This is a genomic window from Pontibacter saemangeumensis (genome assembly GCF_039541895.1).
GTDB lineage: Bacteria > Bacteroidota > Bacteroidia > Cytophagales > Hymenobacteraceae > Pontibacter > Pontibacter saemangeumensis.
In genome coordinates this window covers 10,086-34,858 of record NZ_BAABHC010000041.1, presented here as the reverse complement: position 1 = coordinate 34,858, position 24,773 = coordinate 10,086, and the positions used below count along the sequence as shown (strand labels likewise).

At 58.3% G+C, this 24,773-nt stretch carries 13 protein-coding genes; 8 read left to right on the top strand and 5 right to left on the bottom strand.

Features of this window, described 5'->3' with window-relative positions; translation table 11 throughout:
* Positions 1-8: 8 nt before the first annotated feature.
* Positions 9-365 carry a hypothetical protein gene (locus tag ABD920_RS24040; protein WP_345163374.1) on the top strand — a complete coding sequence of 119 codons (357 nt, stop codon included), beginning with the start codon at positions 9-11 and terminating at the stop codon, positions 363-365.
* 22 nt (positions 366-387) lie between these two features.
* Complete coding sequence (ytxJ, locus tag ABD920_RS24035) at positions 388-729, top strand: bacillithiol system redox-active protein YtxJ (protein ID WP_345163371.1); 342 nt, start codon at positions 388-390, stop codon at positions 727-729.
* Between the two features lie 33 nt (positions 730-762).
* Here ytxJ and ABD920_RS24030 read toward each other — a convergent pair whose 3' ends face one another.
* Positions 763-1,170 carry an OsmC family protein gene (locus tag ABD920_RS24030; RefSeq protein ID WP_345163368.1) on the bottom strand — a complete coding sequence of 136 codons (408 nt, stop codon included), beginning with the start codon at positions 1,168-1,170 and terminating at the stop codon, positions 763-765.
* A gap of 70 nt (positions 1,171-1,240) precedes the next feature.
* Between ABD920_RS24030 and ABD920_RS24025 the strand changes: the two genes are divergently transcribed.
* The 5 genes from ABD920_RS24025 to ABD920_RS24005 all read left to right on the top strand — a co-directional run bounded on the left by ABD920_RS24025 (position 1,241) and on the right by ABD920_RS24005 (position 10,421).
* Complete coding sequence (locus ABD920_RS24025) at positions 1,241-1,972, top strand: hypothetical protein (protein WP_345163364.1); 732 nt, start codon at positions 1,241-1,243, stop codon at positions 1,970-1,972.
* A gap of 109 nt (positions 1,973-2,081) precedes the next feature.
* Positions 2,082-2,993 carry a lipoyl synthase gene (gene lipA, locus ABD920_RS24020; RefSeq protein WP_345163361.1) on the top strand — a complete coding sequence of 304 codons (912 nt, stop codon included), beginning with the start codon at positions 2,082-2,084 and terminating at the stop codon, positions 2,991-2,993.
* A gap of 459 nt (positions 2,994-3,452) precedes the next feature.
* Complete coding sequence (locus tag ABD920_RS24015) at positions 3,453-7,439, top strand: ice-binding family protein (protein WP_345163358.1); 3,987 nt, start codon at positions 3,453-3,455, stop codon at positions 7,437-7,439.
* Positions 7,440-7,472: 33 nt separating this feature from the next.
* On the top strand, positions 7,473-8,408 hold the full coding sequence (locus ABD920_RS24010) for a PorP/SprF family type IX secretion system membrane protein (RefSeq protein ID WP_345163356.1): 936 nt from the start codon (positions 7,473-7,475) through the stop codon (positions 8,406-8,408).
* A gap of 18 nt (positions 8,409-8,426) precedes the next feature.
* Positions 8,427-10,421 carry an OmpA family protein gene (locus tag ABD920_RS24005; protein ID WP_345163353.1) on the top strand — a complete coding sequence of 665 codons (1,995 nt, stop codon included), beginning with the start codon at positions 8,427-8,429 and terminating at the stop codon, positions 10,419-10,421.
* A gap of 169 nt (positions 10,422-10,590) precedes the next feature.
* On the opposite strand, the gene ABD920_RS24000 is transcribed toward ABD920_RS24005, so the two are convergent.
* The gene (locus tag ABD920_RS24000; RefSeq protein WP_345163350.1) at positions 10,591-11,775 is read right to left on the bottom strand and encodes a PQQ-dependent sugar dehydrogenase; all 1,185 of its coding nucleotides are present in this window, start codon (positions 11,773-11,775) and stop codon (positions 10,591-10,593) included.
* A gap of 185 nt (positions 11,776-11,960) precedes the next feature.
* Here ABD920_RS24000 and ABD920_RS23995 point away from each other — a divergent pair, with 185 nt between their 5' ends.
* Positions 11,961-14,255, top strand: coding sequence for a TonB-dependent receptor domain-containing protein (locus tag ABD920_RS23995; protein WP_345163347.1), 2,295 nt, complete (start codon positions 11,961-11,963; stop codon positions 14,253-14,255).
* A 111-nt stretch (positions 14,256-14,366) separates the two neighbouring features.
* On the opposite strand, the gene ABD920_RS23990 is transcribed toward ABD920_RS23995, so the two are convergent.
* From ABD920_RS23990 to ABD920_RS23980, 3 genes are all read right to left on the bottom strand, one after another.
* Positions 14,367-14,990, bottom strand: a complete 624-nt coding sequence (locus tag ABD920_RS23990; protein WP_345163344.1) for a DUF4136 domain-containing protein — start codon at positions 14,988-14,990, stop codon at positions 14,367-14,369.
* Between the two features lie 384 nt (positions 14,991-15,374).
* On the bottom strand, positions 15,375-16,328 hold the full coding sequence (locus ABD920_RS23985) for a PorP/SprF family type IX secretion system membrane protein (RefSeq protein WP_345163340.1): 954 nt from the start codon (positions 16,326-16,328) through the stop codon (positions 15,375-15,377).
* Positions 16,329-16,355: 27 nt separating this feature from the next.
* The coding region (locus ABD920_RS23980) for a T9SS type B sorting domain-containing protein (protein ID WP_345163337.1) at positions 16,356-24,773 on the bottom strand (8,418 nt) is incomplete at its 5' end.

Here is a 24,773-nt window from a genome sequence, read left to right as displayed (position 1 = left end):
CTCTTACGATGGTGAAGGGAGAGGAGCATATAGGTAAAAGCAGGTCCGCGAAAGCCGCATGGGGCCTGGCGCTGCTGCTACTGCTGGTGGCCCTTCCAGGGTATGGCCAGATCAGTTTCAAGGCCCATGAGCGGCACGAGCGGGAAATGCGCAAGTCGCTGAAGGAGGCGGAGCAGGCGGACCTTGCCTACAAGGAGACACACCTCAACACCCACGCGTATAGTTTCAGAAAAGGAGTGGCGGCCCGCAAGCGGCTAAAGCAGCAGGAGCGGTCCGGGTACCAGTTCAACGAAAACGGCAAACCGGTGAAATGGACCAAGATCTTCAGGAAGAGAAAACACAAGCGGGAAAAGAAAACAGACTAAAGAAGAAAAAGAAACGAGTGATATGAATTGGCACCCACTAACAAGCACAGAGCAACTGGACGAGGTAATTGCAGAATCAAAAGAGACGCCGGTGGTGATTTTCAAGCACAGCACCTCCTGCTCGATAAGCGCCACCGCTAAAAGCCGCATTGAGCGGCAGTGGGACGGCGCAGGCTTAGACCATGTAAAAGCCTATTACCTGGACCTGTTGCGCTACAGGCCGGTTTCGAACGAAGTGGCTGAAGTGCTGCAGGTGCACCACCAGTCGCCGCAGCTGCTGCTGCTGCAGGATGGCGTTTGCACCTACGATGCCTCCCATATGAGCATTGGCGTAGACGCCCTGAAGAAAAAGGTAGCGGCGTAGCGGTTTATATACTGTCGCAGCGTCGCTTTGCGTTTAATACGTGAAGCTGATCGTCTGTTTCACATCCGGGTGCAGGCTAAGGGCCACCGGGCAGGTGCGGGCGGCGTTCTCCAGCATCGCCTTCTCTTTGTCGGAGTAGGTTTTGCCGGCGGGCATGGTAAAGTTCAGCACCACCTCGGCAATGCGCCGTGGCTCAGCAGCCATAACCTTTGTTATTTCCATGTCCATGCCGTCGATGTCGATGTTGGCGCGGTTGGCTACAATGCCCATAATGGTCATCATGCAGGAGCCGAGGGCGGCGCTTACCAGGTCGGTGGGCGAAAAAGCCTCGCCTTTGCCGTTGTTGTCCAGCGGGGCATCTGTGATGATGGTGTTACCGGAGGATAGATGTTGGGCGGAAGTGCGCAAACTTCCTTTGTAGGTGCTTTTTATGGTAGCCATAGGTGTAAACTCAGTTTTTGAAATCAGCGTAAAGTTACTTACTTTTATATAATCTAAAAGACACAAATCCTTGGTCCGACCCCTTTTACTCCTGCTTGCTTTCGCACTGCTGCTGGCTGCTCAGGTCAAAGCCCAATCCGAGGAGGATGAAAGCTTCCAGAACGAGCTGAGCTACGGCGTGAACTTCAACTCCAACGGCGGCCTGATCGGCGGGGCGTTTATCCGCTCCTCGTTCTATATGAGCGATCAGATGTACCAGTTCGGCGGGCTGGAGATCGTGGAGGTGAAGCACCCGAAGGAAAACCGCGACTTCAGCCCTATCTCAGGGGAGGCGTTTGTATATGGCAAGCAGAATTACCTGTTCGTGGTGCGGCCGCACTATGGCCGCGAGGTGGTGCTTTTCAAGAAGGCGCCTGAGTCGGGGGTGCAGGTAAACGCCCTGGCGGCAGCGGGGCCGTCACTGGGCTTGCTGGTGCCCTATTATATAGACTACAACTACGGTGGCCAGGGCACAAGCATCCGCACCGAGCAGTATGACCCGGGCAAGCACCTGGACCGCGACTACATCCTGGGCAGCGATAACGTGTTCCGGGGCTTGGGCGAGATGAAGCTCAAGCCCGGGGTGCATTTGAAGGCCGGGCTCAGTTTTGAGTACGGCCGTTACCGCGAGAGCATCGCCGGCATAGAGGTGGGCTTTATGGTGGAGCGCTACGCCAGCACGCCCATCATCATCCCCAACGCCGGCAACAAGAAGACCTTTACCTCCGTGTACCTGAACCTCTACTACGGCAGCCGCAATTAACCCGCTCCCCGAACAAACCACTCTCCTGTTTTGTTAAGAAGCAACCCCGCGCGGCTACATTTTTAGCCCTGCGGCAACCTCTTAACGCATAACTTCCTATCTTTGCAACATGGATGAATTAATGACACTTCCGGTTATACAGCCTAATGCCACGCCCGAGGGGCTGAACGCGCTGGGCCAGCCCCGTAAGCCAAACTGGCTGCGCGTCAAGCTGCCGGTCGGGAAGGAGTACGCCAAAGTAAGGAGCATCGTAGACGAATATAAACTGCACACCATTTGCGAAAGCGGCAACTGCCCGAACATGGGCGAGTGCTGGGGGGCAGGCACCGCTACGTTCATGATCTTAGGGAACGTTTGCACCCGCAGTTGCTCGTTCTGTGCCGTGGCCACCGGCCGGCCCAACGAGTACGACGAGGATGAGCCGCGCCGCGTGGCGGAGGCCATCCAGTTGATGGGCGTGAAGCACGCCGTGATCACCTCCGTAAACCGCGATGAGCTGAAGGACCGTGGCGCTGCCATCTGGAACGAAACAGTGAAGCAGGTGAAGCTGCTCTCGCCGACCACCACCATCGAAACCCTGATCCCGGATGTGAAAGCGAACTGGGATGCCCTGATCACGATGATCTCGCCGGGGCAGGAGGTCGTGTCACACAACATGGAGACGGTGAAGGCGCTATACCGCCGCGTGCGGCCACAGGCCAAGTACGAGCGTAGCCTTGAGCAGACCCGCCGCACCAAGGAATATGGCAAGCGCACCAAAACCGGTATCATGCTGGGGCTGGGCGAGACGCGCGAGCAGGTGTACGAGGCGATGGACGACCTGGCCGCGAACGGCTGTGATATCCTGACCCTCGGTCAGTACCTGCAGCCGACCAAGATGCACCTGGAGGTGGCCGAGTTCATCCACCCCGACCTGTTTGCCCACTACCGCGAAGAAGGCCTTAACCGGGGAATTAAATATGTGGAGTCGGGCCCGTTGGTGCGGTCTTCTTACCACGCCGAGCGCCACGTGAACGTCTGATAACATATTTCATACAATCAAGGCAAAAAGCCCTGCTGCAGATTCTGCAGCAGGGCTTTTTGTTGCACTACATTCGGAAATATTTTAGCTATTCTGATTTGTAAACTGCTATCAGGAGTCGGATTAGGTCATTTTGGGTGTGTACCAATTTTATTTTTTATATATTTATATATCTTATTCTTTTATATAGAAAAATCTGTATTTTTGCTCCCGGTTGATCAGATGTTATGGAGTTCTTTTGCGTCAAAATCATCCTAAAAGCCCGCTGACGCGCCCGCTGGTATATCTTTTAATTAATATATTTAGTTTTGTTTATATTTTTTGGGAAAATACTGCGCTTTCAGGCAACATTATTTAAGATTAAGAGTAAATAATATTGTTAATCATATATCTATATATAAGATTATACAAGTCAGTAATTTAAAGGAGTGAATTAACAATTTGTATTAATATATCCCTATGATCCGAACTTTACTCTTAGTCTATCTCTCCCTGGCTGCGAGCGTCACCCTTAGCTTCGCGCAGAATGACCCAACGCTTAAGCAAGCAACTCCCTTCACCGTGCTGGCCGCCACAGAAATCGTGAACAACGGGGTGACCGGTGTAACGGGAAACATCGGCGTGCATCCCGGTACTACCATATTCGGGGAAGAGGCGATAACAATTCTGAAGGGCCGTGCCGAAAAAGGCACTGATGCTGCCGCAAGCGGCATGCGAGACGCGTTGTCCGCCTATAACTCCCTCCTCGCCAGCCAACCTGTCAATACCATTTCTCCCATTATCGGCACAGGAACGACCCTGACGCCCGGTACCTACAGGATTAGTGGCGACCTAAGCCTGCAAGGTGTCCTAACACTGGATGGATTAGGCGATGACAACTCCGTGTTTATCATCATCGTGGATGGCGACCTGATCTCAGAATCCCCGAATGCGGGTATTCTGGAGCAGAACCGTGCGAAAGTAAAGAACCTTTACTGGGTGATAAGCGGCGAGGTGAGGCTGGGCAGCATCTCCGCGATGAAAGGGAATGTGCTGGCTAAAAAAGACATCAACCTGCATGGCGTGATTGTAGAAGGAAGGGTGATGTCGCTGGAGGGCAAGGTGGTGCTCAATGACAGGAACAACCTGTTCCTGCCTTCCAACTTGTATCCGGACCTCAGTATCACCAAAACCGCCCCTGCCAGAGAATACCGCGTCGGCGAGCAGGTGACCTATACCATCGTTGTCAGCAATGCAGGCCCGGGGACCGCTACCAAACTTGTGATAACGGATAATTTCCCGGCTAGCCTGCGCTACGTGCCCGGTTCTGCTGTTTATAGCAACGGCACTTTCAACGAAAGCACCTACACCTGGAGTATGGATATGTTGCAGTTTGGCGAGAGCAGCGAGATAAAGCTGACGTTCGACATTGTGGCAGCAGGTGCTATTGAGAACACCGTGACCGTTGGAAGCAACGAGACAGACCCGAAGCAGGACGACAACACCGACAAAGAGGAGATCGTCGTGCCGGTGATCAGCTCCAACCTGAGTGTAACGAAAGTTGCCTCAGGCGCACCCTATATGGTAGGCGGCAACGTGACGTACACTATCACGGTGAACAACGCAGGTCCATACGCTGCTGAGGGAGTTACCTTGACGGAGCTGCTTCCGGCAGGCCTTGCGTTTGTGTCTGCCTCTGTAAGCCAGGGGGGCTACAACCCGACAACAGGACTTTATACCATCGGCAGCCTGCCAGTAAACGGCCAGGCAACCCTCACCCTGTTAGCCAGAATAACCGCGCCGGGCAAAATCCTGAACACGGTGGTGGTGGCTCCCGGCACGACGGTGCCTGACACAAATCCGGGGGATAACACAGACCAGGAAGAAATTGACGTGACCTGCGTACCGGTAACAGCAGTTGAGCTCACAGGCGAACTCACGCTTTGCGAAGGAATCACGAACGCCGTGTTCTCGGCAACACCCATACCGGGCGCTACCTACGCCTTCACCCTCACAGGCGGGCTGACACAGGTGGCGCAAACAGGCAGCAGCATCACCGTAAGTGCCGGGGCCGCTTCTGGCACGGTGAAAGTAACGGTGACTGACCTTTGTGGAAACACCTTTACAGCCACGAAAGAGGTGAACGTTGTGAAGCGCCTGGCTAACCCTGCTATCACAGGGCCCGCCACCATCTGCCAGAACAGCACAGGCAATGCCTACAGCGTGACGGCTTACAGCGATGAAGTGACCTATACCTGGGTAGCCACGGGCGGCCTGCAGATCACAGCCGGGAACAATACGCCCGCCGTGCAGGTAAGCGCCGGTGTGTTGGGAGGGTCGTTGACCCTGGTGGTAAGCAATAGCTGCTTTACCACAACGCTTGCCACCAAAGTAATCACAACCACAACCTTGCCGGCGGCGCCGACTGCTATTACAGGCAGCCGCACGGTGTGCGTGGGGGATGAGGTGACCTACAGTACGGCTGCCATAGCCCGTGCCGACAGTTATATATGGGACATACCCGCAGACTGGACAGTGGTTTCAGGCGAAGGCACCCGCACCTTTAAAGTACAGGTTGGCAGCTCCGCCGGTGATGTGAGCGTGAAAGCGAGCAATGCATGCGGCACCACAAGCGCAGTTGCGATTGCGGTACAGGTGAACGAGGTGCCGGTAGCGCCTGCAGCCATCAACGGAAACGCCGCCGTGTGCGCAGGCACTGAAATAACCTATAGTGTGGCTGCCGTGACGGGCGCCACGGGATATACCTGGACGCTCCCGGCCGGATGGGAAATCATCAGCGGCGAAGGCACCGCACAGGTAAGGGTACAGGTGGGCACAGCGTCAGGTAACATCGCTGTGACTGCGGACAACAGCTGCGACAGCAGCCCGGCCACAACACTGGCCGTAGCCGTGAACAACAAACCGGCCACACCGGGTGCCATTACCGGCCCGTCTGCCGTGTGTGCCCAGGGAACAGGCAATACCTACAGCATTGCAGCCGTGGCGGGTGCCACATCATATGAGTGGGTCGTGCCACAGGGCTGGGTAATCACAGCGGGCGAGGGCACACCCTCTATCACCGTAACAGCAGGCGCAGCCGCAGGAACTGTCAAGGTAAAAGCGGTAAACGAGTGCGGGAAGAGCGGGGAGCGTACCTATAACAGCACCATCAGCCCAAGTCCGGCGGCTCCAGCTGCCATCTCTGGCAACGCCACGGTGTGTGCAGGCACTGAAGTGACTTACAGTGTGGCTGCCGTGACGGGCGCCACGGGATATACCTGGACGCTCCCGGCCGGATGGGAAATCATCAGCGGCGAAGGCACCGCACAGGTAACGGTACAGGTGGGGGCGACTTCCGGTAACGTGGGCGTAACCGCAGACAATGCCTGCGGCGGCAGCGCCACGACAGTGAAGGCAGTAGTTGTAAACGACAAGCTTGCCGCGCCAGCCATTACCGGTGAAACAAGCGCCTGCATCGGCGGGCAACTGGCCTTTACCATACCTTCTGTAACCGGGGCCACCGGCTATATATGGACAGTGCCTGCTACCTGGAGACTGGTGAGCGGACAGAACACTGCCAGCATTGTAGCGGAGGTTGGCACAGGCGAAGGCCAGGTAACAGTACGCGTGATCAACGGATGTGGCACAGGCAACGCAGCTACCTTAAACGTCGCCCCGTCACTTGCACCGATGGAGGCAAACCAGATAGTGGGAGACGCCGCCGTGTGCCGCGACAGCCAGGGCATCGTGTATACTTTGGCTACTGTGGAGGAAGGCGTGACCTACAACTGGACCGTGCCTACTGGCTGGACACTGGTATCCGGAGACGGGACTGGCACTATCACAGTAAACGGAACCGCCACAGGCGGAACCATCGCCGTGGTTGCCACCAATGGCTGCGGTACGGCAGCGCGCATCTCGACTGAGGTTAGCATAACAGTGCCGCCACTTACACCGGCCACTATCCACGACAACAGCAGCGTATGCGACGGCCTCACGTACAGTGTGGATGCCGCACAAGGCGCTACAGGCTACGAATGGACCGTGCCCGCTGGTTTCACCATCACCGCCGGGCAGGGAACCGCCTCTATCAAAGTGAAGGCGGAGAGTGCAACAGCCACAGGCGAGGTGACAGTGGTGGCCCTGAATGGCACCTGCGGAGGCCTCGCCGCCAGCGCCGCCATCGACGCCTCCCTTGCCGACGGGCAGCTGAACTTCCCGAAAGCATTCAGCCCGAACGGGGACGGCAACAACGATGCATGGGTGATCAAAAACCTGGAGAAGTTCGCTAACTGCGACGTGACGGTCTTCAACCGCTGGGGTTCTGAGGTTTTCAAGACGAAGAACTACAAGAACGACTGGAAGGGAAACAAGCTGGAGCAGGGTACTTACTTCTATAAGGTAAGGGTGACAGTATGTGAGGGTGTCGTGAAAGAATTCACCGGATACACAACTATTTTCCGATAAGCAGTAGTCGTAAAACCTGAAATTTCAATCAATATGAAAATAATTTACTTAATGCTCGCGCTGCTGCTGACAACGGCGGCCAGCGCCCAGCAGAATCCGCAGTACTCGCAGTATATCTTCAATAGCATGTCCATCAACCCGGCCTACACCGGAAGCAAGAACGTGCTGAACCTGAACGCCTTTCACCGCTCGCAGTGGACAGGTGTGGAGGGAGCGCCCAATACGCAGACACTGGCCGTGGACGGCGTGGTGGCAAACGACAGGCTCGGCCTGGGCCTGAACATGACCCGCGACGAGATCGGTGCGCAAAGCACGTTCAGTGTGTATGCCAATGCCGCCGTAAAGCTGCCGATCAGCGCGAACGCCGTAATGAGCCTGGGCATGGCGCCGGGGCTGGTGCAGTACACCATGGACGGCTCAAAGCTCGGGATTGAGGGAGACGCCTCTATTCCGTCAGGCAAGGAGACGACGATAAAGCCGGACGTGAAGCTGGGCGCTTACCTGCACACCCCCCGCTTCTACGCCGGCCTGTCGGCCTCCGACCTGCTGCAGTACGAGGACATGGACCAGGTGGAGCCGGAGCGCCATTTCTACTTCACCACAGGCTATGTGTTTGATGTGAGCCCGTTCCTGAAATTCAAGCCCAGTGTGCTGGTGAAGGAGGATTTCAACGCCCCTGCCAACATAGACCTGAATGCCTTTGTGCTGCTGAGCGACCGCCTGTGGCTGGGCAGCTCCTACCGCACGAGCATGGAGCTGTTTGGCGAGACCGAGGGAGAGGATATAACCAAGCGCACGGCAGTGGCCCTGATCGCGGAGCTGCAGGTGCTGAAGACCTTGCGCGTGGGCTATGCCTACGACAAAATGCTGAACGGCCTGGGGGGCTTTAACACCCACGAGGTTTCGGTTGGCTATTACTTCTTCAAGAAGAAGAAAGACACGAAAATGCTGACACCACAGTACTTTTAATTTTTAGCGCATATACCTATGAACTACAAATACACACCCTTATGCCTCGTAGTGGCGGCAATGTTAGGCTTAGCCCCCGCGGCGAACGGCCAGTCGTCGTTGCGCAAGGCAAACAAGTACTACGAGAACTTTGAGTTCGCGCTGGCGCTGCAGGAGTACCAGGAGGCAGTGCAGAAACGCACGCCGGATCTGGAGACAGCCAAACGCATTGCCGATTCGTATCGCCTGACGCGCCAGACGCAGATGGCCGAGAACTGGTATGGCAAAGTGGTTGCCATGCAGGGCCGTGAGCCCATGAACCTGTATTATTTTGCGGAGGCCCTGCGCAGCAACGGCAAGTATGCCGAGGCCAAAGAGCAGTATATGCTTTGGGGCGAGGAGATGCCCGACAAGGCAGAGCAGGCGCAGGAACTGATCCAGGCGGCTGAGACTGCCGCGAGGTGGGTCAACCAGCCGGCCGTAGCGACGATAGAGCCGCTGCAGGTGCTGAACTACGCCAACTTCTCCGACTTCAGCCCGATGCAGTACGGCAACAAAGGCATCATCTTCACCTCCGACAGGGGCCTGGAAACTCCAAAAGACAAGACGGCTATATATGGCTGGACGGGGCGCCCTTACCTGCAGCTCTTTACGGCAGAGCAGGATGTGCAGGGTAACTGGGGAAACCCAAAAGCCTTGCAGGACGTCATCAACGCCGATTACCACAACGCCACGGCCTCTGCCGCGGAAGACGGCAGAACCTTGTACTTCACCCGCACGCAGGTAGTGACGAGAAAGGCGTACGCAAACGCCGACCCGACCAGCTGGGTGAAAGCGCCTGCCTCCGAGGAGAAAGAGCACCTCAACAGGCTGGAGATTTTCACGGCTGAGAAAGAGAGCGGCAACTGGGGCAACATCAAGCCCTTCGAATATAATAAGGTAGACGAGTACTCGGTGGGCCACCCGGCGCTGACGCCAGACGGGAAGGTGATGTACTTTACATCCGACATGCCCGGCGGCATGGGCGAAACGGATATCTATTACACCGAGCGCCGGGCCGACGGCAGCTGGGGGGAGCCTGTGAACGCCGGCACCACCGTCAACACGCCGGGCCGCGAGAGCTTCCCGTACGTGGACGCCAACGGCAAGCTGTTCTTCGCCTCCGACGGCCATGTGGGCATGGGCGGGCTGGATGTATTCTCGGCGGAGGGTGCACAAGGCGACTGGCGTGTTGTCAGGAACCTCGGCTATCCGGTAAACTCACCTAAAAACGATTACGGCATTATGTTCACCGAGCCGGGCGAGAAAGGCCTGCTGTCGTCTAACCGCGACGCGCAGAACGGTACCGACGATATCTACACCTTCACGATACTGCAGAAGCCGGTGGTGCTGGCCATTACGACGCTGGAGCGGAAGCAAAACGAGCAGAAGCGCACGGTGCAGGGGCCGCTGCCGGGAACAACGGTAATCGTGGCGCAGGAAGCCACCGCTGACTCTGCGATCGTGATGACAGACGATGCAGGAAAGTATTTTATGGACGGAAGGAAAGGCAACACCTATACCCTGACGGGTGCCCGCGAAGGCTACCTGAACACGCTGGCGGTGGCGCAGATACCGGCCACGGCGCCTGACACGGTAGAGGTGGCGCTGCTGTTCGACAAGAACGAGCTGGAGAAAGCCATCGTGCTGGAGAACATCTACTACGACCTGGACAAGTGGGACATACGCCCGGATGCGGCCAGGGAACTGGACAAGCTGGCTTCGCTGCTGCAGAGCAACCCGAAGGTGGCCATGGAGCTGAGCGCGCACACCGACAGCCGCGAGAGCCAGAACTACAACCAGGTGTTGTCTGAGAAGAGAGCGCAGGCAGCCGTGGACTATATCGTGTCGAAGGGCATAGACAAGAGCAGGCTGACGGCGAAAGGCTACGGCAAAACCAAGCTGGTGAACAAATGCGGCGACAACGTGCAATGCTCTGAGGCAGAGCACCAGCTCAACCGCCGCACCGAGTTCAAGATCATTAGGAATAAATAAAACACAGACTTCACCCTTAATATAGCAAAAAGGCCCGGCGGATTCTGCCGGGCCTTTTTATGTGTTATAGGGCTGCTATGGATTCATTGCCAGGGCAGCTAAAGCCCGGTGAAATGTGCAGGGGCAACAGGCGCATAGGCTGTTTATATATAGGTTGTGAGAATGCGCTTTACTTTTTGTAGGTTACGCGGTATATAACGCCGTTCTCGTCGTCGGATACCAGCAGCGAGCCGTCTTTGTGCTGCGCCAGGCCCACCACGCGCCCGAACACTTCCTTGTTACCGTTCACCAGGAAACCGGTCACAAAGTCTTCCATGGATCTCGGCTCCCCGTTCTCGAAACGCACGCGCACCACTTTATACCCGGCGGGTTCGCTGCGGTTCCAGGAGCCGTGCAGCGCCACAAAAGCATCCCCTGTATATTCCTTCGGAAACTGAGAGCCGTTGTAAAAGTGCAGGTCCATGGGAGCGGCGTGCGCATCATATGTCAGCTCCGGGAATTTCGTCTTTTTGGCATATTCTTCCCAGGTCATGCCTTTGGGCGGCTCATCGGCCAGGTTCGCTTTCCCGTCCTCATATACATAGGGCCAGCCATAATCCCCGCCGTCCTCGATTTTGTTGAGTTCCTCTTTCTGCGTCGTGTCGCCCAGCCAGTCAATGCCGTGGTCGAAGCCGTAAAGCACTTTCGTCTGCGGATGCCACGCAAAGCCGATCGTGTTGCGCAGGCCCCTGGCGAAAACGCGCCGCCCGGAGCCGTCGGGTTTCATCTGCACCAGCGTGGCGCTCTCTTTGCTCGTTTCTTCGCAGGCGTTACAGGTGCTGCCAACCGATATATAAAGCAGCCCGTCCGGCCCGAACCTGAGGGTCCGGTTGGCGTGCTGGCCGCCATCCGGGAAATCTTTCGCGATCATCTTCAGCTCACCCAGCGTTCCGTCGCTCCTGATGTCGGCGGTGTATACCTCGTTAACGGCCATCAGGTAAGCTTTCCCGTTGTGGAGGGCGATGCCGTGCATTTTCTCTTTGGCGGCCACCACCTGCTGCTGGTCTGCCTTGCCGTCGTTGTTCGTGTCGCGCAGCATCGTGACGGTGCCTTTGTCGCGGTCGGTGGCATAGATCGTGCCGTCTGCGCCTGTGGCCAGGATGCGCGGCTTGTTTAGGTTTTCGGCAAATTTGGTGATGGTGAAGCCGGCAGGTACTTTCAGTTGCTTCACCCGCTCGTCGGAGGCAGGCACTTTGGCGGGTTTGTAGATGTGGCCTTCGATGGAGGCGGTAATGGGTTTGCCGCTGTTTTGTGCCGTGGCAGCCGAGAAGGCCAGTGCCAGGCTCATGCTTAACAAGATACTTTGCGTTTTCATAGCTATATTTAAGGTTCAAAAAAGATGCTCAGGACAAGAAGCCCTGTAGCGATATGAACCTATAACCCAAAGCCGGTTTAATTGTTACGGGGTGGTGGCAGGTGAAAGTCTTTGAAAATTGATGCCTCCTCACACCAACTCTGCGCGGCTTCCCGCGTTTGGAAAGATGATTTTAAAATGTACAAATGAAATTCCCCATACCTTTCTATACCCTTACGCTCTTTTTCCTGATGCTTGCGCTGCCACAGGCCCTCATCGCCCAGCGGCTTGTCAGCGGGCGGGTGTTGGATGCCCAGAGCGAACTGCCTTTGGAGGGCGTAACCGTGACGGCCAGCAGTGGCGGGCAAGCCATCAGCAACGAACTGGGGAACTTTAGCCTGTCAGTGCCGGAAGCGGCGCGGCGGCTCACGTTCAGCTACCTTGGCTACCGCACCCAAAGCCTCGTGGTCCCCGAACCGGCGCAGGAACTGCGGGTGCTGCTGCAGCCTACGGGCGCCAGCCTGCAGGAGGTGGTGATCACGGGGTACGAAACCAACCGGCCTCTGCTGGAAACGGCCGGGGCAGTGAGTGTAGTGGATCGGGAGATGCTGGAGCGGTTCGACGAGAGTTCGCTGGTGCGGGCCGTAAACACGGTGCCGGGCGTGCGGATGGAGGAACGCGCGCCCGCCAGCTACCGCATCTCCATCCGCGGCAGTTCGCTGCGCTCGCCCTATGGTATCCGCAACGTGAAGCTGTACTACAACGGCATCCCGCTGACCGAGGCCACCGGCGTGACGCAGCTTAACCTCCTGGATGCGGCCAACTTCGGCCAGGTTGAGATTCTGAAAGGCCCCACCGCCAGCGTATATGGCGCCGGAACGGGCGGCACCATCCTGCTGGAGCCGAGGCGGGCCGAGGCGGGCACGAGCCAGTTGCAGGCGGGCGCCACGTTCGGGTCGTATGGCCTGCGGCGCTACACGGCCACCGCCAGCTCAGGATCCGAGAAAAGCAACCTGCTGGTGCAGTACAGCCGCCAGCAGTACGACGGCTACCGCGAGCAAACCGCCATGGACCGCCACGTGCTCCTGATCTCCCCGGAGTTTTATATATCCGATAAGCAGACCGTTGCCGCCAATATCCTCTACTCGAACCTGTATTACGAGCTTCCGGGCGGCCTTACACGCGAGCAGTACGACGAGAATCCGCGCCAGGCGCGTGGCGGCATGTTCGGGAGCGTGGCCCAGAATGCCTCCATGAACCACGAGGCAATGAATGTGGGCGTGAGGCAGGAGTACCGGTTCAGCGATAGCTGGCAGAACACCACTTCCATATATGGGTCGCACCGTTACCAGGACCACCCGTTTAACACCGACTACGAGCGCAACGCCTACCAGGAGTTTGGCGGCCGCACCAGCTTTGTAAAGGAAGGACACATCGGTCGCATCGCTGCCACCTACACCTTTGGCGGCGAGTTTCAGCGCGGCCTGGAGGTGGCCCGCACCTACGGCAACCGGGGCGGCAGCCCTGACTCGCTCCGCTCCGACGATGAGGTAATCTCCAAAATAGGCTTCGCGTTTGCGCAGGCCGAACTCGAGTTGCCCGCCGACATCATCGCCACCGTCGCCCTGAGCCTGAACGACACGCAGTATGACATTACGCGGCTGGCGCAGGCCACGAGCGGGGAGCCCTATACCTATATCCGGGATTTTGAGGCGGTGCTGTCTCCGCGCGTGGCCCTGCTCAAGCGTATCACCAATGAGGTGTCCGTGCACGCCAGCGTGAGCTCCGGCTTTTCGCCTCCCACCGAAGAGGAGATCCTGACCTCGGAAGGCAGCCTGAACCAGGACCTGGAAGCGGAGAAAGGAGTGAACTATGAAGCCGGTGTCCGTGGGTTTGCCTTAAACAGCCGCCTCTCGTTTGATGTGGTCGGCTTCTACTTCCGCCTCAGCGAAACCATCGTGAGCCGGCAGGATATATCCAGTGTGGCAGTGTTCCGGAACGTGGGCTCTACCTCGCAGAAAGGCATTGAGACCATGCTCGGGTATACCATCATCGACGATGCCCGGCTTGCGCTGAGCCAGCTGCGGGTGTGGGGAAGCTACACCTACAACCACTTCCGGTTCAGGGAGTACCAGCGGGACGAGACGGTACTGTCAGGCAACGAACTCACAGGCGTAGCGCCGCACGCTGCCACCGCCGGCCTGGATGTGCTCACCAAACCGGGCTTTTATCTATATACCACGGCAAACTACGTGGATGAGATTCCGCTGAATGACGAGAACACGGTGTATTCGGATGCCTATTTCATAGTAGGCGCGCGCGCGGGGTACAAGCGGCAGTTGGGGAGCCGCCTCGCGCTGGATATCTTCGGGGGGGCAGAGAACCTGACGGACGAGAAATACAGCCTCGGCAACGACCTGAACGCCTTTGGCGGCCGCTTCTTCCAGCCCGCCACCGACCGGAACTTCTACGGCGGCATCCGGGTGAGCTATAATTTGTAAGAGCTTCTATATAAAGAGGGGAGCGGCAGCGGAACCATCTATCCGCCGCCGCTCTCCTCTTTGTTCAGGCCCATCCGAATAACGGGGAACGGTATACGAAATGCGAAATGATTACCGCGTAATATCCGGCGTAGGCGGGAATTGTGACATGATGTTGGCCACCACCACGGCTATATAGGAGTCATCCAAAGCCGTAGGGTTAATGTCGGAGTCGACCCAGCCGCGCCAGATGAGCTGGTTTGTGTCGGGGTCGATGAGGTCAATGACGAGGGTGCCGATGTCGTGCCGCTCAATGCTTCGGTAGTTGGCCACGCCGGCATAGCTGTAGCGGTAGCGGTACCCGTACCAGTAGGCGTAGCCGTAGCCCGGAGGCAGGTTATTATCCTGCGCCACGAGCTGGGCGGTATCCACGGCAATGTCATAGGCCACCAGCAGGTCAGGTGCTTCGTCCACCACCAGGTTCAGCCCCTGTTTCACGAGCTCACTCGCCACAGCGCCCTTCACCCGGTCATCGACCAGCGTGGTGAACTGTGGCCCGGCGCCGCCTGCCAAAGGTGTCGGCACCTCGGCCTTGTACCAGGAAAATGTCCGGAACTTCCTGAAGTTGATGCTGGGGTCATATATATACTGCACGTCTGCCAGCGGGAGCCGGGCGCAGCCGCTCAGGGCCAGCAGCAGGATCAACAAAAGGGAAAGAGCGCCGGGTGGCGTGGGGGTGATGGTATCGTGCTTCATTTATATAGGTTGGTACTAAGTGTAACGGGCTATATAGCCTGGCTGTTGTAGCGGCAGCCTACAACTTGCGCAGGCGGTCCGGAAGCCGCTAATATAGTGAGCCGGAGTAAACATTTATATATAACCAGATTATATATAAATGTTTTGACCTGTGGAAAACATCAGCTAACCCCCGCTTCCGAAGGCAACGAGACGCAGGGAGCATCTTGATCCAAAAAGCTATCCTCCAAAATCCTGCGTTGTACGCTTGCGCTTTCTATGCTGCCTGGCGCGGCTATACTGTAGGTTATATATAAAAAAGCGACCCCCAAAACCAATGTCCTGGAGGTCGCTGAAAAAACTGTCCCCTTCCCTGCCCGTCTGCCTTCCTTCCGGGTTGCGTTCCTACTTCACACGGAAGCCGATCGTGATTTCGTGGGAGCCGGAGCTGTGGTGCCGCAGCGGAGACACCGTGATATCGTAGGAGTAGCCCAGTTCGTACTGCTCCATGAACTGGAAGCCGCAGAGGGCCACCAGGGCATCCTGGGTGCGGTAGGATGCGCCCACCCACACCTTGTCGGCATAGTCTGACCTGCGGCGGCTTTTGCTGAAGTTATATACTCCCTTCACGTTGAGGTCTGCCTGCAGCGGGGCGGGACTCACGTATTTCAGCAGCACCGAAGGCACTACCGTGATGTTCCGGTTTATATCGAAGTTGTAGCCGCCGGACACGAACAGGTGCCGGGCCAGGCGGCTGGCGTCTTTCGAATCATCAAACTCAAAGATCTTGTTCCCCAGTACCTGGAAAAGCGACACGCCCGCAAAGAACTGATCGGAATGGAGGTAAGTGCCCACGCTCAGATCCGGCATGAAGGACGTTTGGTTGCCGCCGCTGGTGACCGGGTCGCGCTCGTTGGAGCCGTCCGCCAGGTGAATCTTATCGGCGCTGAAAACGAACTGCTGCACCCCCGCAAACACCCCCGAGGAAAGGTACATGGTCCGGTTGAGCGGCACATGGTACGCATAGGAAAGCAGCACGCCGGTGCGGCTGGTCGGCCCGGTGACGTCTTTGTATATATAGCCGCCTGCCCCGTGGTAAGGCTGATTTCTGCGGTTGCGCCGCCGCCCGTTCTGGAACAGGGCGGCCTCTCCGCTTACGTAGAAAGTGGCGGGCGCATCCTCAAAACCCACCCACTGGTTGCGGTAACCGGCCTTCACGTTCAGGTTTTTGCCGTAGCCCGCCACGGCCGGGTTAAGCAGGTAATAATTGGTCATGTACTGGCTGTACAGGGCCTTCTGCTGGGCAACCGTAACCGAGGCCAGCAGCGAAAACAAAAGAAGTATGCTGAATTTTTTCATAACAGTAAAAATCAAAGCGTAATGGGGTTATCGCATGATGGTGACAGACTTTTTCATAGAGGCCTGGCCATCGCCCAGCTCAATAATGCAGTAGTAGGTGCCGTCCGGCAGCCGCTTACCGTTGAAGGTGCCATCCCACTCCCTGCTGTAGCCCGTCGATTCGAACACCGGGCTGCCCCAGCGGTTGTACACGGCCACCCTGCAGTTAGGGTAGAGGAGCGCCAGGTTTTTGATCGCCCACCTGTCGTTGAGCCCGTCGCCGTTTGGCGTGAACCCGTTCGGGATCTCGATTTCTGTGATGGCATCGATGGTGAAGGTGACCTCGGTGGTACAGCCATTGGCGTCTTTCACCACCAGTGTGTGCGTGCCGCCGCTCAGGTTGCTGAGCTCTGTTGCGGTGGTGAAGCTGCCGTTGTCCAGTTGGTAAGCGTAAGGTTTCACGCCGCCTTCCACTTTGGTGATGGAGGCACTGCCTCCGTTCTGCTGCCCGATGGATTTGGTGAGCGGCGTTACCGTGGCGCGGATCTCCGAAGGTCCTTTCACTTCCACTTTCCCGATGGTGACGGAGCAGGTAGGGGAGAAGCGGGTGATTACCTGGTAAACGCCCTGCGGCAGGTTGGAGAACACCGCCTTCTGCTGAAAGCTTACCCCGTTGTCGATGCTGTACGCTGTCTGGTCAGTCACGCCGGTCGCCGCGATGGCGATCTCGCCGTCGGCTGCTCCGAAGCAACTCTCGTCCTGCACGCGGGCCAGTGTGCTGCTCACGGTTTCCACCACCACCTGCGCCGTAATGCTGCAGTTGCCGGCGTCTTTTACCGTAAGCGTGTACTTGCCCGGCGCCACCCCGGTGAAGGTGGCGGAGGCGGAGAAGTTGGTGCCGTTCAGGGAGTAGGCATAAGGGGCGGTGCCGCCTGTCACGTTCTCCACGAGCACCTGGCCGCTGCTCTGGCCACAGCCCGCTGGCCTTACGCTCACCTGCAGGTTTGCCAGTGGCTCAGCGCCTCTTACAGTCGCCACCTGCGTGGCAATACATCCCTCCGCATCTTTTACAGACACCTGGTAAGTGCCGGCGGCAAGGCTGGCAAACGATGCTGTTGCCTGGAAAGTGGTACCGTTCACAGCGAAGCTGTAAGGGCTCCTGCCCCCGCTCACGTTGCTGATCGTGAGGCGCCCGTTCGCCGCGCCGCAGCCGGCATCGGTGGCGGTGACGGTAAAGGACCTTGCGCCTCCCGTGCTTCCCACTGCTGCGGTGCGTGTGAGCGTGCAGCCTGCCGCATCCCGGATGGTAACGGTATAGCTGCCAACAGCCAGGTTTTCGAACTTGGCCGCTGCCTGGAATGCCTGGCCATCAATGCTATAGGCATATGGCTGCGTTCCGCCCGTTACGGTTGCCACCGTGATCGTGCCGTTGCTAGCGGCACAACCGGCCTGCGTGGCTGTGAGTGTCGCGTCGGTCGGTGCGTTGGTGCCGATGGTAACCGTGGCGGATGTGCTGCAGTTGTTGGCGTCTTTCACATATACGGTGTGTGCCTGGGGTGCGAGTGCCGTGAAGGTGGCCGAAGCCTGGTACTTCACACCATCCAGCGAGTAGGCATAGGGTGCCGTTCCGCCGTTTACCGCGTTCACTGTTATACTGCCGGTGTTGGCGCTGCAGGCGGAGGGGGCCACGGACGTTCTGAAATCCGATATACCGGCGATGTTTCCGATCACTACTTCTTGCGTGACAATACAGCCCCTGGCGTCTTTCACCGTTGCGGTGTAGGTGCCGGCCGCCACTGCTTCGAAGGCTGGTGTGCTCTGGAAAGCGGTGCTGTTGATGGCGTAGCTGTAAGGAGCCGTGCCGCCCGTTACGCTGCCGAAGGTGATGCTTCCGTTACCAGCACCGCAGGTAGCAGCAGCAGAGGCCACCTCAAAGGCAGTCGGCCCCGTGATGTTCTCAACCACCACAGCCACCGTGCGCAGACAGCCGTTGGCATCTTTGGTAGAGACGTTATATATGCCCGCGGCAAGGTTGCTGAACGTGGCGGAAGCCTGGTAGCCCGCGCCGTCTTTGCTGTAGGTATAGGGCGCGGCCCCACCGGTTACATTGCTGATCGTGATGGTGCCGTTGGGGCTGCCGCAGGCAGAAGGCTGCGGCGCAGCCGTGAACGTTGGGCCGGAGGCGTTCTCCACCTGCACCTTCTCCGCATACACACAACCGCTGGCGTCTTTTATGCTTACCTGGTATTCCCCGGCTGCCAGCGCAGCGAAAGTAGCCGCCGCCTGGAAGTTGGTGCCATCCAAGGCATATAGGTAAGGTGCCGTTCCGTTCTGAACAGAGGTAATGCTGATCTCTCCGTTGCTGTCGCCGCAGGTGGATGCTTTGATTGAAGCCACCAGGCCAGAAGGCGCGGGCCTGTCGTTTACCTGCACCTGGCCCTCAAACGTACAGCCATTCGCGTCTTTTACGGTGATGGTGTGGCTGCCGGCAGTCAGGGCCATGAAAGTAGCGCCGCTCTGGAACGCCGTGCCGTCGATGCTATATAGATAAGGGGCCTTTCCGCCGGATACGCCGGTGATGGTGAGTTCGCCGTTGCTGGCGCCGCAGGTGGAGGAGGTAGTAGTGGAGGTAAAGGCTGTCGGGATGTTCCTGCCCACTGTCACGGCTCTGGTGACGGTGCAGCCGTTGGCGTCCTTCACGGTGAGGGTGTAGGTGCCGGAGGCCAGGCCGCCGAACGCTTTCTCCGCCTTGAAATCTGACCCGTCGATGCTGTATAGATAGGGGGCCGTTCCGCCGGTCACTGTCCCTGCCGTGATACTGCCGTCGTTGTCGGCGCAGGTGGCAGGCAGCGAGGAAGCGGTGGCCGCCGTCGGGCCGGCGATGTTGGTGATGGTGAAAGTCCTGCCGAAGGTACAGCCGTTGGCGTCTTTCACCGTTACAGCGTGCTGCCCGGCAGGCAGTGCCGTGAAGGTGGCCTCCGCTTGGAAGTTCACCCCGTCAATACTGTAGGCATATGGCGCAGTGCCCCCGGTGACGGCAGTCAAGGCAAGTTCGCCGTTGCTGGCCCCGCAGGTCGTAGGCTTAGACGTTGCAGCCAGGTCAGAAGGACCAGCCTGATCACCCACTGTCACTTTTTTGCTGATGCTACAGCCGTTGGTGTCCTTCACCGTTACCGTATATTCTCCCGCCAATACACCGCTGAATGTGGTGCTGCTTTGGAAATTGGTGCCGTTGATGGAGTAGCTGTAGGGAGCCGTGCCGCCGGTCACGCCTGCTACTTCCAACTTGCCGTTATTGGCGCCGCAGGTAGAGGCGGTGGAGGTAAGGGCAAGGTCTGTCGGTCCGGCAAGATCATACAGGGTCACCGGCCTTGTAGAAAGGCAACCGTTCGCATCCTTTACGGTGAGGGTATAGGTGCCTGCCGCCAACCCACTGAAGGTAGTGGAGGACTGGAAGGTCACGCCGTCCCTGCTGTAGGAGAAGGGAGCCGTGCCGCCGGTTACTGCGCCGACCGTTATGCTTCCGTTGCTGTTGCCGCAGGTGGACGATTTTGCCGTGGCGGCGAAGGCCGGCCCGGCGATGTCCGTCACCGTTGCCTGCTCGGTATACACGCAGCCGTTGGCGTCTTTGACCGTGACGGTATAATCACCCGCGGCCAGCGCTGAGAATACAGCCCCGGGCTGGAAGGTCCCGCCGTCGAGGGCGTAGGCGTAGGGAGCGGTGCCGCCCGTCACAGCCGAGACGGTGAGCTGCCCGTTGCGCTCGCCGCAGGTGGATGATCTCGCGGCGGCCGTTAGATCAGCCGGCCCGGCAATGTTGCCGACCTGCACCTGCTTGGCGTAGGTGCAGCCGTTGGCGTCTTTCACGGTGATGGTGTGGCTTCCGGCAGCCAGGGCAGCGAAGGTGGTGGATTGTTGGAAGGCAGATCCGTCTAAGCTATATATATAGGGAGCGGTTCCGCCGGTCACGCCGGTGATGGTGAGGGCGCCGTTGCTAGTGCCGCAGGTAGAGGCGGTGGAAGTGGCGGTAAAGGCAGTAGGGATTTTTTTGCCGACCGCCACTGGTGTGGTGACGGTACAGCCGTTGGCGTCCTTTGCCGTCAGGGTGTAGGCGCCGGAGGCCAGGCCGCTGAACACTTTCTCTGCCTTGAAACTTGACCCGTCGATGCTATAGAGATAAGGGGCCGTGCCGCCGGTCACTGTTCCGGCGGCGACCGTGCCGTCGTTGTTGGCGCAGGTGGCCGGCAGCGCGGAGGCCGCCACGGCGACAGGCCCGGCGATGTTGGTGATGGTGAAAGCCTTGATGAAGGTACAGCCGTTGGCGTCTTTTACCGTGATGGCATGGTTTCCTGCCGCCAGTCCTGTGAAGTTGGTGGAGGACTGGAACGTCGTGCCGTTTTTGCTGTAGGTATAGGGCGAAACTCCACCGGTTACCTCACCAACTGTCAGTTCTCCGTTCGCATTACCGCAGACGGAGGCGATGGTGCTGGCGGTAAACCCTGTTGGTCCGTTGATGTTCTCCACTACCGCTTTCCGGGCGAAGGTACAGCCGTTGGCGTCTTTCACGGTAACGGTATATTCCCCCGCTGCCAGCGCAGCAAACGTAGCCGCACCCTGGAAGCCGGTGCCGTTAATGGAGTAACTGTAAGGAGCCGTGCCGTCTGTTACGCCGCTGATATTGATCTGGCCGGTGCTGTTGCCGCAGGTAGAGGAAACTGTTTGGATGCCTATATAGCCTGGTCCCGCAATGTCTCCCACGTCCACAGCCTTTAACGTGCTGCAGCCGTTGGCGTCTCTGGTGGTGATGTAGTGCGTTCCGGCGGTCAGGTTGCCGAAGGTGGTGGTGGTCTGGAAGGCTCCTCCATCCACACTATATGTAAAAGGAGCCGTGCCGCCAGTTACCGCACTCACCGTTACCTGGCCGTTGGGGCTGCCGCAGGTCGATGCCTGTGCCGTAGCCGTAAAGCCCGGGCCGGAGGCATCGTTCAATTGCACTTCATCCATGAACACGCAGCCGTTGGCATCCTTTACGCTTACCCTATATACCCCGGCAGCGAGCGCTGTGAAAGTAGCACTGGTCTGATACGTGCCGCCGCCGATGCTGTAGGTGTAGGGGGCGGTGCCGCCTTTTATGCTGCTTATCGTGAACTGCCCGTTGTTGTTGCCACAGGTAGAGGAAACAGTAGTGCTGGCAAAGCTGGTCGTTACGTTTTTCGCTACTGCAACCTCCTTGCTTGCCGTACAGCCATTCGCGTCTTTCACGGTGAGGGTGTAGGTGCCGGAAGCCAGTGCCGGGAAAGTGGCCGCTGGCTGGTACGTGTTTCCGTTGATGGCATAGAGGTAAGGAGCCGTTCCGCCAGTCACGCCGCTGATGCTGATGCTGCCGTCGTTGTCGGCGCAGGTGGCGGCCCGGGTGCTGGAAGCGATGGCCGCAGGACCCGCTATATCCGACAGTGTGAAAGTCTTCACGAATGTACAGCCGTTGGCGTCTTTCACGGTGATGGCATAGGACCCGGCTACCAGGGCGCTGAACGTTTCAGAGGATTGGAAGTTCACGCCATCCCTGCTGTAGCGGTAAGGTGCCGTTCCGCCCGTTACAGCGCTTACCGTTAAGGCGCCGTTGCTGGCGCCGCAGGTAGTAGGCGTTAAACTGGCGGCAAGGTCAGCTGGTCCGGCTACGTTATCTACCACTATCTTCTTGCTGATGCGACAGCCGTTGGCGTCCTTCACCGTTACCGTGTATTCTCCTGCCCGTATGGCTTCGAAGGCAGCAGCGCTTTGGAAGCTGGCGCCGTTGATGGAATAGGTATAAGGAGCCGTACCGCCTGTCACGCCACTCGCTACAATGCTGCCGTTGCTGGCGCCGCAGGTGGAGGCGGTTGTGGCCAGTGTAAAGTCTGTCGGGCCGGCGATGTTCTCCAGCGCAACAGCCACCGTGCGCAGGCAGCCGTTGGCGTCTTTCGCTGTGATGGTATAGGCACCCGCTGCCAGTCCGCTGAAAGTGGTTGCCGCCTGGAAGGTCACGCCGTCGCGGCTGAACTGGAAAGGAGCCGTGCCGCCTGAAATGTCTGAGATCGCGATGCTTCCGTTGGGGTTTCCGCAGGTAGCGGCCTGTGGGGTGGCCGTAAAGGTTGGCGCTGCGAGGTCCGTCACGACCAGTTCCTCGGTGTATACACAGCCGTTGACATCTTTCACACTAACCTGGTAAGTGCCCGCTGCCAGCGCAGTAAAATTCGCCGCTGCCTGGAAGTTGGCACCATCCAGCGCGTATATATAAGGCGCGGATCCACCGGTCACAGAAGCGATGGTGATGCCCCCGTTGGGGTTGCCGCAGGTAGTGGCGGTTGCAGTTGCCGCCAGGTTGGTCGGGCCGCCTCTGTCGTTTACCTGCACCTGACCTGCAACCGTACAGCCGTTGGCGTCTTTCACGGTGATGGTGTGGCTGCCGGCAGTCAGGGCCGCAAAGGTAGGGGCGCTCTGGAACGTCGTGCCGTCAATGCTATATAGATAAGGGGCCTTTCCGCCGGTCACGCCGGTGATGGTGAGTTCGCCGTTGCTGGCACCGCAGGTGGAGGAGGTAGTAGTGGAGGCAAAGGCTGTCGGGGTGTTCCTGCCCACTGTCACGGCTCTGGTGACGGTACAGCCGTTGGCATCCTTTGCCGTGAGCGTGTAGCTGCCGGAGGCCAGTGCTCCAAACAGGGTGGCCGGTTTAAAGTTAGATCCGTCGATGCTATATAGATAAGGAGCGGTTCCACCGGTTACTGTCCCTGCCGTGATACTGCCGTCGTTGTCGGCGCAGGTGGCAGGCAGCGAAGTAACAGCTACTGCCGTTGGTCCGGCCATGTTGGAGAGCGTGATATTTTTTACAAACGTACACCCGCTGGCATCTCTGACAGTAACGGCATACTGCCCGGCTGCCAGGTTCGCAAAGGCGGTGGCAGACTGGAAAGGTGCGCCGTTCAGGCTGAACATGTAGGGTGCCGTTCCGCCGTCTACGCCGCTAACTTCCAGTTTTCCGTTACTTGCGCCGCAGGTAGAGGCTGTGCTGCTTAGCATAAGATCCGCAGGGCCGGCGATGTCCTCCACCGACACCTCTCTGATCAGGGTACATCCGTTGGCGTCCTTCACCGTGATGGCGTGTTTGCCCGCCGCGACAGAAGCAAAAGTAGTCGTACTCTGGAAAGTAGCTGATCCGTCGATGCTATATATATAAGGGGCCTTTCCACCGGTTACCGCGCCTACCGTTATGCTTCCGTTGCTATTGCCGCAGGTGGTCGCCGTAGCTGTCAGCTCAACCGTAGCTGGACCGGCAATGTCCTGTACTTCCACCAAGTTAGAGCTGATACAGCCGTTGGCGTCTTTGGTGATGATGGTGTAGCCGCCTGCCACAAGCCCGTTGAAGGTTGTGGAGGCCTGGAAGCTCGTGCCGTCCTTGCTGTAGGTATAGGGGGCCGTGCCGCCTGAAACATTGCTGATGCTGATGCTGCCGTTGGTACCGCCACAGGTGGTTGCCTGTGCCGTTGTTGTAAACGCCGGGCCCGCGATGTTACTTATCTGCACGCTTCCGGTGTAGACACAGCCGTTGGCGTCTTTCACACGTACCTGGTAGGTTCCTGCCGAGAGGGTCGTGAAGGTAGCGGAAGAGCGGAAGCTGGTTCCGTCGATGCTGAATGCATATGGAGATGACCCGCCGGTTACGCCCGTAATCGTCAACTGCCCATTGCTGGCGCCGCAGGTGGAGGAGGTAGTAGTGGAGGTAAAGGCTGTCGGGATGTTTTTGCTGACCGCCACTGGTGTGGTGACCGTGCAGCCGTTGGCGTCCTTCACGGTGAGGGTGTAGGCGCCGGAGGCCAGGCCGCCGAACGCTTTCTCCGCCTTGAAATCTGACCCGTCGATGCTATAGAGATAAGGAGCCGTTCCGCCGGTCACTGTCCCTGCCGTGATACTGCCGTCGTTGTCGGCGCAGGTGGCAGGCAGCGAGGAAGCGGTGGCCGCCGTCGGGCCGGCGATGTTGGTGATGGTAAAGGTCTTGCCGAAGGTACAGCCGTTAGCGTCTTTCACTATAAGGGTGTGGTTTCCCGCCGGCAGTGCCGTGAAAGTGGCCCCCGCCTGGAAGTTCACCCCGTCGATGCTGTAGGCATATGGCGCAGTGCCCCCGGTTACGGCAGTCAAGGCAAGTTCGCCGTTGCTGGCCCCGCAGGTGGATGACGTTAAGCCAGCTGTTAGGTTTGTGGGACCAGCCTGATCACCCACCGTCACTTTTTTGCTGATGCTACAGCCGTTGGCGTCCTTCACCGTTACCGTATATTCTCCCGCCAATACACCGCTGAATGTGGTGCTGCTTTGGAAATTGGTGCCGTTGATGGAGTAGCTGTAGGGAGCCGTGCCGCCGGTCACGCCTGCTACTTCCAACTTGCCGTTATGGGCGCCGCAGGTAGAGGCGGTGGAGGTAAGGGCAAGGTCTGC